Source organism: Bacteroidota bacterium (genome assembly GCA_030017895.1).
In the GTDB taxonomy this organism is placed as follows: Bacteria; Bacteroidota; Ignavibacteria; order UBA10030; family BY39; genus JASEGV01.
The window spans coordinates 1-13228 of sequence record JASEGV010000076.1 but is presented as its reverse complement, the minus strand read 5'-3'; the positions used below and the strand labels follow the sequence as shown (position 1 = coordinate 13228).

Here is a 13228-nt window from a genome sequence, read left to right as displayed (position 1 = left end):
TTTTCTTAAATATACAAAAAAAAGTATTCAATAAGTCAATTTTTGGAACCGCCCACAAAATAAAACCGTTTGAAGTTGGACTTTTTATACAGGATAAAATGGAATTTGAAGGTTTGATAGCAAATATCGGTTTGCGTTTAGACATCTGGAATTCACAAAGCCATTACTATACTAACATCTTTGCACCATTCCGTGTTGTGGATTCTCTCGGTAATCCATCAAACGATCCCCAAGCAGCGGCAAAGGCAAAAGCTCCTGTGCTTGCACGCTTGCAACCAAGGGTAGGCGTATCGTTTCCTGTATCTCTTTCAACCGTGTTCCATCTTAACTATGGTTCGTTTATGCAGCGACCATCCTTTCAATATGTAGTTTCTTCACGCGTAAAACAAGGACGATTAATGCCAATCCGTTTGGGTAACCCGCAACTCGAACCTGAAACTACAAACAGCTATGACATAGGCGTAATGCAAGGATTGGGCGAAGGATTTACACTGGATGTCAGCGGATATTATAAAGATGTAAAAAATCTTGTTCAAATGGCAACTTTCACATCTGATCTTTCGTATGAGACTTATTTTAATAGAGACTATGCTGATATCCGCGGATTTCGTGTTGCATTTACAAAAAGAAGGGGCGAGTTCACCGGTTCCATAAATTACCAATTCAGTGTCGCTACCGGGAAGAGCGCCACGACATCGAACGCACCACCTTCATTTATCAAAGATCCTGTGTCCGGTGAAGTGAGTACGAAATTAGATAAGGTGCCAATCAGAGATATCTTACTTGATTTTGATCGTACACACAATCTAATAATCAATTTAGCGTATGTAACAGAAAATGAGTGGGGACCAAATATAATTGGAATGTTTCCGTTAGAAAATCTTACTCTTTCATCGAATTCATTTTTAAGAAGCGGCCGCCCGTACACATCTTCGACGAACACAAAACTCCTTAATGCCGCGCGCTCGCCGGGCGAGTATAATACCAACATAAAATTAACGAAAAGAATCCGAAATTTTTTTGGCACAAATGCAATGTTCTATGCCGAGGTTTTCAATCTCTTCAATAACAAAATACTTAACTATAATTATATTTTTTCAACCCCCAATGCCGCATCAACAAATAATAGAATTTATGCGTATGAAAACTATCCTATCAACGATCCGAATTATGGTATTCTATATTGGCAGGATACTAACACACCATCGCAGGCGTTTGCTGTTGATCAGTCGTTCTTGATTTATGATAACTCACCAAGGTCATTCAATTTTGGTATTATGATAGAATTCTAAATAATTTATTATCAGGTTGTAAATATGAAATATATACTATTTGTTTTTCTCTTGTTAACACTACCTTTCGAAGGTCTGTTTTCACAACTCCGCGATTTCCGAATACATCAAAGGGGCATGCTTCATCAAACAGTATTCAATACAGGTGAGGTGGGAAGAACATTTGATAACGGGACTGCCGGTATGTTGGTCGGTTATCCTTCGATGGAATGGCCACCGAACTCATCAATGATTATTGATAGAACAAAATATGCCGGTCAGCATAACTCTTTCGGTGGTGGTTTGTACATCGGAGGTACGAGAGGTACGGTTCGGCAATACATATATTGTGGTGCTGTTACAGACGCCACAGGAAAAGCCACCCAAGTCGAAAACATTTACAGTTACCCGATATCTATTGAAAGAATTGAAAACTATCCTGTGCTTGCTACCGGTATTTTAAATCCTGCTTACAATCCTGATGAAGCCGAAGAAATTATTGTCGCAAAATGGGGAACACCACTTGGTATTACTGTTACCCGCACAAGCCGTGCTTGGAGCTATCCCGGTTATGATAGCTTCATCATATACGAATACGAATTGCATAATACTACTCCCGACACTGTTAAAGATACTTTTATTGGTTGGGGATATGGTTTCATGACGTCGATGTTCGGATATGAGAGACGATTCAATCGCTGGGCAGAAGCCGATTCACGTTCGCGCGACCAGTTTGCACGTTTTGATTTAAAACGCTACATGACTTACAATCACGATAGGACAGGGAATCCCGACACCACGTTTTTCAATCTTTGGTCAAAGCCGGGCAACAGAGGTGGGCTTAATTCGCCTCAGGCGGCTGGTATTATGATGTTGTATTACGACTATCAGAATCTTGCCTTGAGAGGTCAAACGAGTACTTATGTAAGTCCCTCTGATACTGCTTTGGTATGGGATGCGAATAGAAAAATGAAACAACCCTGGCTTAATAGATACGAAAACGCTAACCTTTACCCGACTAAGTTACAAACTTGGCTTGACCCTTTAAGCAGAAAAAGTAGTGTTTTTAAAGGAGCGAATGATTCAATAAATTTTTCCGCAGACAACTTTCACTGGATAGGGCGTGCGAAGCCATCACAAACTTTGGGATGGAGTCAGCCTGCGGGACATGGGTATGGTTTTGGACCTTACACTTTACCGCCAAATTCTGTATCGCGTTTTGTTGTGGCTGAAGTTGTAGGATATGGCCCTGGTGTAGCGAGCGATAGCGTCTATAGAGATTTAGGAGGCGGTATTCGCGGAGAGCCTGACCCATATTTGCAAAAGATACCAAGTTGGTGCAAGACATTGACATACCCTAATGTGGGTAATCCTCCATATATAGGTAGTAATTACTTACAAACCAATCCGCTGCCGTGGTACGTAACACCTGGTGTTGTTTCGATTCGCGATGTAGCAGATCGAGCGATTCAGATGTACACCGGGCGTCCTCTGGCAAAATACGATACTTCACAATACGAACCCATGAATTCCAGACCAAATGGATTTGGTGCATACAACACTATTAAAATTCCTTTTCCAGCACCGATGATTAAAATTGAAAACACTCGCGCGGCGGTTAATAAAATAATTTGGGGTCCGCAAGTAGAGGAATTCACAACTCCGAAACTTAATGCTCCGTTTGCATATTATAAAGCGATGCGCGCAACTCACCCACTAGGACCTTGGACACTCATTGATAGTGTTGGAAAACGCGATCCCCGTTATTTCCACGACTCAGTTTACGTTGTATTAGATAGAGAAAGCAATATAGGTGAGTTCGTTTATTATGCAGTATTTTCAGTTGATTCGCTTGGTGGTAAAGGTGGAATGACCAACTTTACGAAATGGGAAACACAAGCCCCGGCTGTAGTAGGAACTCTCGGAAAAGTTTACGTTGTACCCAATCCGCTTATAGTTACAAGCGGTTTAGGTGGTTCGGACCCCGACGGCGAAGTAACTGACAAGGTTCAATTTATGGGACTGACCAAGCGATGCACAATAAGAATATTTTCTTACAGCGGTCAGCTAATTAACACAATCGAACACAACCGAGATACTTATGGCAACCCGTGGTACCAGATTTCAAGGAACAATCAGATATTAGCTTCCGGTGTATATTTCTTTGTTGTTGAAGACGAAAGCGGCGCGCACTCACGCGGCAAATTTGTTATTATTCATTAATTGAAAGTTACGATATGAATAGTGTGAAAAATATTTACAAGCTTCTTTTATCTCTGTGTGCTGTGTGTCTGTTATATTCTACCCTACCGGCGCAAAAAGTAGGCAGCACAGCAATGCAATTTTTACACGTGATGCCATCTGCTCGTGGTACTGCTTTAGGAAATGCCTACAGTGTTTGGGCTTCTGGTGCTGAAGCTATCTTTTGGAATCCAAGCGGACTTGCATTAGTACAAAATCAAGAATTATCATCTACATACATAAAATGGATATTCGAGGCTCAACAAGGAGCAATTTCCTATGCCTTACCAATCGAAGAATTCGGCGCTGTAGGTGTGCAGGTTCAGTACGTCGATTTTGGTGAATTCGAGGAAACAAGCAATGCTCTACCATACATCAAAGACACTGAAAATCCCGGTATGACAGGAAGAACATTCCGTCCGTTCAGTTATCTTATCGGTGTTACGTACGCAACAAACCTGACTGATAAATTTTCGATGGGAATCGGTGTAAAGTATGCTCACGAATCGCTATTCAACGGGCAGATGGTTAGTGCTTTGGTAAGGCAAGGAGTCTATGAAAATGTTAAAACTTGGGCTGATGCATTATTGTTCGATTTTGGGATTCGGTATCGCACCGGCTTTCGGTCCATCGAAATTGCATCATCAGTACAAAACTTTGGAGCTAATGCAAAGTATGCAAAAGAGTCAAATCCTGTTCCTCTTTTGTTTAGGTTTGGGATTGCGGCAAACGTAGTCGGTACAGATGCACTTTTATTTCCGCTTGGTGAGAATCGCTTGGGTATGGCATTCGACCTCTTTCAACCTAACGACTATGCACAACAAGCTCACTTTGGAATTGAGTATGAGTTTGCAGAATCATTCGCATTGCGTGGTGGCTACAAGTTCAATTATGATTACGAGGGACTAACTATTGGCGGCGGAGTTAAACACAAATTTGGTTCGGTTTTACTATCGTTGGATTATAGTTATGGATCGATAGGAACTTACTTAGGGAATGTTCAACGTATCAGTTTAGGAGCAGTACTACAATGAAGAAAATATTTTTCATATTCTCACTTTTACTACAAGTGTTAATCTGTCTTCTCTTATCTCGTCAAATTTTTGCTCAAGGGTATGATAAACCTCTTGATATTCAAGGACTCGATAATCGTACTCTTCAGTCTGCTGCTTCACGAGCAGCTGGTGGTACGACTATCGGAATAAAAAACGATGTTAGCTTGATGTTTACCAATCCGGCTTCTCTTCAGTCTCTAACGGGGATTCAAATTTCGGTTGGTGGACTGCTGCAATATTCAAAAGCGTCACAAGTGCAACAATATACACCATTGAAATATTATTCTAACTTCAGTCTCCTCATGGAAGGGTTAACAGGCGGGATCATTAATCCTGACTCGTTACACCCGGGTTCTAATCCTGGTGATACTGTCCAACGTCCGTTTGATAACATCGGCCCGAATTGGTCGAGATCGAAAAACAAAAATCTACCGGTTCAGGCACTTCTCGCTGTCCCCTTTACGCTGGGTAAAATAAATTTCGTAATTGGTGTTGGTGCTGTTGAATATGCTAACTTGAATCATTATTATCAGAACAATAACGTGCTGTTTCCGTCTATCGGTTCACAACGCCCGATCCCAATTCCTTTACCGCCGAACAATCCCGATTCTACATTTAAAACAGAATGGTCCCAATATTACCGCTCTCGTGATGGTTCAATCAATGGTTATGGAATAGCTTTCTCGGGTGCACTCTCCCAAAAAATTTCGCTCGGTATTAGTGGTATGCTGTTGAAAGGGACCACAGATGATCTCGAACAGCGTCTCGGTCGGGGCAGATTCGTATTTTATCAAAATTATTTCAGATTAGATTCTGTGAATTTTAATAAGAAAATTACTCAAACAGGAACGTCCGATTTTAGTGGACAGGAATTCACTTTCAGTGGAATTTACCGCGGTAATTATGTTAGTTTTGGATTTTCGGTAAAACCTCCTACAACAATCAAACGAGATTTTTCAACACAGATACGAATTGATACTATTGGCTCTTCGTCAATTAGTTCGATTAGCGGACAAGATGAAATACAACTTCCGTGGCGCGGAACAGTTGGTATGTCGATCGGCTTATTAAAGAACCTCACACTTGGATTAGAATACGAATTGCGCCCTTACGAATCAACAATCTACAAGAATACCGACAGCAAAGAATTAAAGCCATGGCTTTCAGCTTCTGTGTTCCACGTAGGTGTAAATTACAATCCGTTATCGTGGCTTTTACTGCGTGCTGGTATGCGTGGGCACACTGAAGTATTTGAACCCGAAGGAAATCCTTTAGCTGGTGAACCGGTAAGCTTTTCAATCTACTCGGTTGGTTGTGGAATTTTGTATGCTGGAATTAATTTGAACATCACTTACGAATATTCTTTAATGAAATATCAAGATATGTGGCAAACGAACGTTAATCTAAATAAAGAAACTTGTCATAATATTATGGCTGATGTTAGATACGAAATACCTTGGAACAGATAATAAAAAAATAAATTTAAAAAAATTAGGAGAAAAAAATGAAAAACTTTAAAACTTTAATTCTGATTATTTGTGTCGTTTTGTTTTCTAATACCATTTTCGCTCAAGTGCTTAATGATTACCGTTCTAACGGCACAGGTAACTGGAGCAATGCTGGAATCTGGGAAAGATATACCGGCACAGCATGGGTAGGAGCGAGCACAGCTCCAACTGGTTCAGGGACTATCACAGTTCAGACTGCGGATTCTGTGTTCATCAATGCATTAGTTACAATTACGGGTACACTAAAGAATCAAGGTAAGTTAGGGGGTACAGGTAGTTTGACAATTGCCAGCGGTGGTACTTATTCGCACGATCAGATTGCAGGTTCTATTCCGGTTTGCACTTGGGCAACTGGCTCCACCTGTCGTGTAACAGGATACACAACTGGCAGCAAACCTAATAATTCAAATCAAAACTTTCACAACTTTGTATGGGATTGCACAGGACAAACTGCCAATATTGATGTTGCTTGGACTGGCAATATAATTGGTGGCGATATTAGAATTTTGAGCACCGGAACTGCTCGGCTTCAAATGGCAGCTCCAGCAACTTACACCGACCCTATAACTATAAATGGAAATATATTTGTCAGCGGTGGACAGTTCGCATCTAATGGTTCAAGTTCTGCCGCTACAATCACAGTTACTACAAAAGGAAATATTACTGTAACCGGTGGTAACTTCAGTGTTAGCAGGGGCAGTGGACCTGATGTAACGTGGAATTTGTGGGGAAATTTTTCAGTCTCGAATGCGGTGCTTCAGAACTCCGGCGCCTTCCCTAAAATTAATAAACTCGTTTTCGCTGGTACTACTCCTCAAACCATTTCATTAGAAAATGTTACTTACGGAACGGGTACAAGTCATTTTACAATGGAAGTCAAAGGTGGTTCAACTGTGGATATTGGGACAAATGTAATCAATAGTTCTAATACCGGCAGCTTTCTCTTGCTTGATGGAGCGGCTTTGCGGACTGCTCACCCCGGCGGTATTTCAGGCAGTATCCAATGCACAGGCGCCAGCAGCGGTGGTGGTAATTCTTTCAGCTCATCCGCTAACTATTTTTTCAATGGTTCTGATCAGCAAGTCACAAGTGCTTCAATGCCGGCAACTGTAAAAGACCTCACTATCAATAACACTGGCGGTGTTGCATTATCACAACCTACAACAGTCAACGGGATTTTGTACCTAACTTCTGGTGTGCTTGATAATTGCATAAACAATGTTACCGTACCAGCAGCCAATATTGTAATCGGAACTGGAAGCTACTTATGTACACCCAATTCAGTCGAAATAATTGATGGTATTCCTCAATCATTCTACGTCGAACAGAACTATCCTAACCCGTTCAATCCGTTGACTACTATTAAATATGGATTACCGACCGAATCATTTGTTACAGTCAAGGTATTCAATTTATTAGGACAAGAAGTTGCAGAACTATTCGATGGTCGCCAGAATGCCGGAGTGCATGAGTTGAATTTCGGCGCGTCTAACATAGTTTCCGGCGTCTATTTTTATCGGATTCAAACCGACAAAACAGTTGAGGTTAAACAAATGCTCCTCCTTCGCTAAAGCTTCGGAGGACAAGTATTGATGAAGGTAACAAATTCAAAATTCTTCTTTTTACATAGAGAAAAACTTATTGAGTGAATTCATAATATATGGAACCTCTAAATTATTATTATTGTAAGGTTACGAAATTGTTGGAACAGTTTATATCAATAATCCAAAATGAAATTTATGATACTCTTTCATAAAAATATTATAATCACAATCTTTTTGATTGGACTATTCTCGTCTTGTAGCAGTAGTCAAAAAACTACCGGCGTTTTCAAAGATGCAACTTGGTCGATACGTATCGCCGATTCATTTTTAGAACGCCATCCCGGTGCTGTAACTTACGATTCTTTACATCCATCAAAAAAATGGAATTACGAGCAAGGTTTGATGCTTGTTGCATTAGAACAGATGTGGCTTCATTCAGGCGACGAGAAGTATTTCGATTTCGTTAAAAATAATCTTGACCATTATGTTGAAGCTAATGGAAATATCAAAACGTATGCTCGCACTGAATTTAATATAGACCATATCGGTCCAGGCAAATCTTTGTTAGCAGTTTATCAAAAAACTAAAAGAATATGCGAAGCTTATGAAATTAAAGATAGAATTATTAGTTGACATCTCGCTGCATACTATATATCGTATAACAATATATGATAGACCGATATGTAACTATCATCGATTGGTATTTCATAGATATGCACGAAGAATTAGGTAAATCTATGTCGTTTCTTTTGGTTGGGGTACGTCAAAAATTTGCTTTTTCTTTTTGAGATAAGTATATTTGATTTATTTAAAGGATATCAAAAATGTTCAAAGAAAAATTCCACGGCAACAAGAATCATATCACTATTCTTTTATTCTTCGTCAACATCCTTATCTTTATCACATTCAATTCTGCTCTTGCACAAAACAAATATACATTGAGCGGAATAATCAAGGATGCTGAAACAGGTGAAGCGCTTATCGGTGCAAATATTTTGGTGAAAGAACTGAAGGGCGTTGGCTCGACTACAAATGCCTATGGGTTCTATTCGTTAACCATCCCGGAGGGTAAATACACGATTCAGATAAGCTACATCGGATTCAAACCACGAACTGACACTATTTCCCTGAATCGAAACAAAACCGTTAACTTTGTTTTAAATTCTGAATCCATCGTCATAGGAGAAGTAGTAGTCTCCGGCGAGAAGTTGAATACGAATATTATTTCAACTGAAATGAGTACAAACAAACTTCCGGTGCGAGAGTTACAGTCGATACCCGTATTGCTCGGTGAAAAAGATATCTTGAAAACGATTCAATTGCTGCCGGGTGTGAAGTCGGCGGGCGAGGGAAACATAGGATTTTTTGCACGCGGAGGACGCACCGATCAAAATCTTATCATGTTGGATGAAGCGCCTGTTTACAACGCCTCGCATTTGCTTGGATTCATGTCCGTTTTCAATTCAGACGCAATCAAAGATGTGAAGATGATGACTGGCAGTATTCCTGCAGAATATGGCGGACGTCTTTCATCTGTTTTGGACCTCAGAATGAACGATGGTAACTCAAAGAACTTCGGGTTTTCCGGCGGCATCGGGTTGATTTCATCGCGGTTGACGGTACAGGGACCGATTGTTAAAGACGAGGGCTCTTTCATCGTTTCGGGCAGAAGAACGTACGCCGATTTGTTCCTCAAGTTATCGAGCGATTCCATTATTAAGCAAACAAGCTTGTACTTCTACGACATCAACATGAAAGCAAACTATAAGTTTGGAGAAAAAGACCGTGTATTTCTCTCCGGCTATTTCGGTAGAGATAACTTCGTTTATCCCGATGTCATCGGCTTTAACTGGGGAAATTCCACCGCAACCTTACGGTGGAATCATCTCTTCGGCGATCAGTTTTTTTCTAACACATCGTTAATTTACAGTGATTACAGTTACACCAATATCTTTGGCGCAAAAACCGACCAGTTCTCTATCAAATCCGGCATACACGATTTGAACTTCAAGACGGACTTTCAATATTTCATCAGTTCGTTCAGCACAATGAAGTTTGGTGTCAATTCCATCTACCATACATTTCTGCCCGGTACAATTTCAGCCGGATCGACAAGCTCAGTCAATAGCTCAACAATAGATCGTAAATATGCTCTGGAAAATGCCGCATACTTTTCGCACGAGTATGAGGTTCTTCCTGAATTGAAAATCAATTACGGGCTTAGGTTTTCCACCTTCAGTCTTATGGGTCCCGGTGAATTTTATTCATATGATGAAGACGGAAACACCACAAGCACGAAAACTTATTCGTCCGGCAGGTTCGTTAAAACATTTATCGGACTTGAACCGCGCGTTGCAGCTAACTTTCTCCTCGATGATATGAGTTCAATCAAAGCGTCGTATGCTCGTAATACGCAATATCTCCACCTTCTTTCGAATTCCACAACAACGAAGCCGAACGACTTGTGGATTCCAAGCAGCAATAATATTGAACCGCAGAGAGGAAATCAATTTACGTTGGGGTATTTCAGAAATTTCAACGAGAATGAATACGAAACATCTCTCGAGATTTATTACAAAGACATGCGGAACCTGATCGATTATAAGAACGACGCAGATTTGGAACTTAATTCGAGAGTTGAATCTCAACTGTTATTCGGCAGGGGCTGGAGTTATGGCGCGGAATTCCTTGTGAAGAAAAAATTTGGTAAGTTCACCGGCTGGTTGGGGTACACATTGGCAAGAACGGCAGAACAGTTTACAAAAATCAACAACGGTAAGTCCTTCCCGGCGCGGCAGGACCGAACACACGATATTTCAGTGGTTGCAATGTACAACATGAGCAATAGATGGAATTTATCAGCCACGTGGGTGTACAATACGGGCAATGCAGTAACATTTCCGAGCGGTAAATATAAAATCGATGGACGAATAGTTCCAAGTTACACCGAAAGAAACGGTTACCGAATGTCGGCTTATCACCGGCTGGATTTTTCCGTTATATATAATATCAGCGAAAGATCTAATCTAAATTTATCAGTCTACAATGTCTATAATCAGGCAAATCCTTATGCTATATTTTTCAGACAAAACGAAAACGACCCGGACAAAACAGAAGCAGTCAAGATTACGCTGTTTCCAATAATCCCATCAATAACTTACAACTTTAATTTCTAAAAGATTATGAAAACAACAAGAATCAATAATATCCATACAATTGCTCGAAAGAGCAGTATCCTCATTATTCTTTTTCAGGCAATGTTTATTTTTTCATGTGAAAAAGTAATTACAGTTGATCTCAGCAAAACCGATCCGCAAATAGTAATCGAGGGGGTAGTTACAGACCAACCCGGTACCTACTCGGTTATGTTGAGTAAAACAAGAAGCTACTTTGAATCTTCTGCTTCATTTCAACCCGTTCCAAATGCCTTCATAACAGTGTTTGATAATCTTGGCAACATTGACACGTTAAAAGAAACTATATCAGGCACTTACGTATCATCAACGTTACAAGGTATTGCTGGCAGAACATACACACTAAAAGTTGATGCGGAAGGGAAACGATACAATGCCGTTTCTTCGATGCCCAGAAAAGTGTTTATTGACTCGTTGTATGCTGTACCGAAAAAATTTTTCGGAGACAAGAATGGATACGATGTTTACATTCTGTTTAAGGATCCGCCGGAGATGGGAAATTACTATCGGCTGATAGCACAAGTCAATTCAATGCCGATGGATAGTTTAACATATGGACCAACGTACTTCCTTCATAACGATAAACTGACGAATGGCAATCAAATAGAGGAACATATAGGAATTCAAAAAAACGTGCACCCGGGCGATACGCTCACAGTGAAACTGCTTTCTATCGATAAAGCAGCGTTTGATTATTATAAAACACTTATAGACATTATATCAATGATGCCAACGTCCATTTCACCTGCAAATCCGAACACAAATCTCAGCAACGGAGCGCTGGGATATTTCGCGGCATATACAATTGATACCAAACAGATTATTCTCAAATGAGTTAATTTCTCGGAAACGTCGGAACAACGGATGAATTAATATTCATTCCTTGATTCGTGATGTTAAGAATATCACTATACCGGTTAATTACTCCGAGCTTGATCTAAAAAGATTCATAATGCCGATAGATAAGAATCTATTCATAACGACAATATCTATTGTGCATCGAATTACACCAGAATAACCTAACCATCTCCGTCATCGTACAAAAACATTCTTTCCCTGAAGTAACCAAATTTACGTCAAGCATACGTTACAATTTGTTACAAATGTGAAATCAATAGTTTACATCTGTTCGTTATATTATCATCAATTATTTGATAACCAATAAAGGAATCAAAATTGACTCTAAGGAACAAACGAATGAGTGAAACAATCTTCAAAAAAAATATTCTTTACTTACTGCTGATTTATACGGTTAGCTATTCATATACATTGGCAGATGATATATCGCTTAAAGGGATTATTTCCGGGAAAGTGATAGATAAAGACAGCAAGCAGCCGATACCAAACGTGAGTGTTCAAATCTTAGGAACTAAAACCGGAGTAGCGACAGATCTTGATGGAAAATATATCAATTAATAATTACCCTAATCCATTCAACCCATTTACAATTGTCAATTATCAATTGCCAATTGACAATTATGTAACGCTCAAGGTGTACAACATGCTTGGCCAGGAAGTAGAGACGCTGGTTGATGAATTCCAGGAAGCAGGATACAAAGCAGTTCGCTTCGATGCGAGCAATCTGCCCAGCGGTGTGTACTTCTACCGCCTAACCGCAGGGAAATTTACCGACGTCAAGAAGATGATCTTAATCCGCTGAGAAGTGATTAGAATTCCGATTACGCAGAGTTAAGCCATAAGTTCGACCTGCCTTACACAAAATGGAGATGTAACCGGACTGCTTCAAGAATCGGATAGTAATGTAGTGTTAAAAGTATATGATGTTTTAGGTAAAGAGGTGGCTACATTAGTAGCATTTGATGCGAGTAGGTTAACGAGTGGAGTCTATTAATATAAGCTACAAGCAAATGATTTCACCTCTGTAAAAACGATGTTATTGTTACAACTTGAAGCATTTTTCAAAGTCGCGATGGAATAATGCGATAAACAAACCCCGTCCAACGGGGTAAACAACTCGTAGAACGGAATGTAATTCCGTTTTTGCAAAATCAACGACCTTTTCTTATCTTTCAAAAGTTTAAAAAGACTGCAAGATGAATCTCATACTTACAAATATTAAACAGCTCGTAACTATCTCATCAAAATTTAATACTCCTAATCGAGAACGAACCCGTATCGGAGCTGCGATGCGTAATCTCGGTATTATCGAAGACGCTGCTTTAATCATCCGGGATGGGTATATCTCGTGGTACGGCAAGATGATCGAAATGCAAAACACTGATAAAAATATTGACGAGTTCGATTGTTCCGGAAAAGTTGTTATGCCCGGCTTTGTGGATTCGCACACGCATCTCGTATTCGGCGGGAGCCGCGAAGAAGAATTTGCGATGCGGTCTGCAGGCGCGACATATCAGAAGATTTCTGAAAAAGGCGGCGGCATTTTAAACAGCGTGC

11 protein-coding genes are annotated in these 13228 nt (G+C 40.1%); all 11 read left to right on the top strand.

Features of this window, described 5'->3' with window-relative positions; all coding sequences use genetic code 11:
• Positions 1-1292: TonB-dependent receptor (locus QME58_12070; protein ID MDI6804559.1), on the top strand; the 1292-nt coding region annotated here is incomplete at its 5' end.
• A 24-nt stretch (positions 1293-1316) separates the two neighbouring features.
• Positions 1317-3494 carry a T9SS C-terminal target domain-containing protein gene (locus QME58_12065; protein MDI6804558.1) on the top strand — a complete coding sequence of 726 codons (2178 nt, stop codon included), beginning with the start codon at positions 1317-1319 and terminating at the stop codon, positions 3492-3494.
• A gap of 14 nt (positions 3495-3508) precedes the next feature.
• Positions 3509-4546: a PorV/PorQ family protein gene (locus tag QME58_12060; protein MDI6804557.1), complete on the top strand. Its 1038-nt coding sequence runs from the start codon at positions 3509-3511 to the stop codon at positions 4544-4546.
• Positions 4543-6036, top strand: coding sequence for a hypothetical protein (locus QME58_12055; protein MDI6804556.1), 1494 nt, complete (start codon positions 4543-4545; stop codon positions 6034-6036). The genes QME58_12060 and QME58_12055 overlap by 4 nt, the downstream gene beginning before the upstream one ends.
• Positions 6037-6071: 35 nt before the next feature.
• Positions 6072-7646, top strand: a complete 1575-nt coding sequence (locus QME58_12050; GenBank protein MDI6804555.1) for a T9SS type A sorting domain-containing protein — start codon at positions 6072-6074, stop codon at positions 7644-7646.
• 159 nt (positions 7647-7805) lie between these two features.
• Positions 7806-8252: a glycoside hydrolase family 88 protein gene (locus QME58_12045; GenBank protein ID MDI6804554.1), complete on the top strand. Its 447-nt coding sequence runs from the start codon at positions 7806-7808 to the stop codon at positions 8250-8252.
• Between the two features lie 191 nt (positions 8253-8443).
• Positions 8444-10795, top strand: coding sequence for a TonB-dependent receptor (locus tag QME58_12040; protein ID MDI6804553.1), 2352 nt, complete (start codon positions 8444-8446; stop codon positions 10793-10795).
• Between the two features lie 6 nt (positions 10796-10801).
• Complete coding sequence (locus QME58_12035; GenBank protein ID MDI6804552.1) at positions 10802-11647, top strand: DUF4249 domain-containing protein; 846 nt, start codon at positions 10802-10804, stop codon at positions 11645-11647.
• A gap of 363 nt (positions 11648-12010) precedes the next feature.
• Positions 12011-12229, top strand: coding sequence for a carboxypeptidase-like regulatory domain-containing protein (locus QME58_12030; protein MDI6804551.1), 219 nt, complete (start codon positions 12011-12013; stop codon positions 12227-12229).
• The gene (locus QME58_12025; protein MDI6804550.1) at positions 12210-12473 is read left to right on the top strand and encodes a T9SS type A sorting domain-containing protein; all 264 of its coding nucleotides are present in this window, start codon (positions 12210-12212) and stop codon (positions 12471-12473) included. The genes QME58_12030 and QME58_12025 overlap by 20 nt, the downstream gene beginning before the upstream one ends.
• A gap of 394 nt (positions 12474-12867) precedes the next feature.
• Positions 12868-13228: amidohydrolase family protein (locus QME58_12020; GenBank protein ID MDI6804549.1), on the top strand; the 361-nt coding region annotated here is incomplete at its 3' end.

Excerpts from the sequence above, each read along its gene's own strand:
- QME58_12040 (MDI6804553.1), top strand. The coding sequence starts at position 8,444 with ATGTTCAAAGAAAAATTCCACGGCAACAAGAATCATATCACTATTCTT.
- QME58_12050 (MDI6804555.1), top strand. The coding sequence starts at position 6,072 with ATGAAAAACTTTAAAACTTTAATTCTGATTATTTGTGTCGTTTTGTTT.
- QME58_12060 (MDI6804557.1), top strand. The coding sequence starts at position 3,509 with ATGAATAGTGTGAAAAATATTTACAAGCTTCTTTTATCTCTGTGTGCT.
- QME58_12055 (MDI6804556.1), top strand. The coding sequence starts at position 4,543 with ATGAAGAAAATATTTTTCATATTCTCACTTTTACTACAAGTGTTAATC.
- QME58_12030 (MDI6804551.1), top strand. The coding sequence starts at position 12,011 with ATGAGTGAAACAATCTTCAAAAAAAATATTCTTTACTTACTGCTGATT.
- QME58_12025 (MDI6804550.1), top strand. The coding sequence starts at position 12,210 with ATGGAAAATATATCAATTAATAATTACCCTAATCCATTCAACCCATTT.
- QME58_12035 (MDI6804552.1), top strand. The coding sequence starts at position 10,802 with ATGAAAACAACAAGAATCAATAATATCCATACAATTGCTCGAAAGAGC.
- QME58_12045 (MDI6804554.1), top strand. The coding sequence starts at position 7,806 with ATGAAATTTATGATACTCTTTCATAAAAATATTATAATCACAATCTTT.
- QME58_12065 (MDI6804558.1), top strand. The coding sequence starts at position 1,317 with ATGAAATATATACTATTTGTTTTTCTCTTGTTAACACTACCTTTCGAA.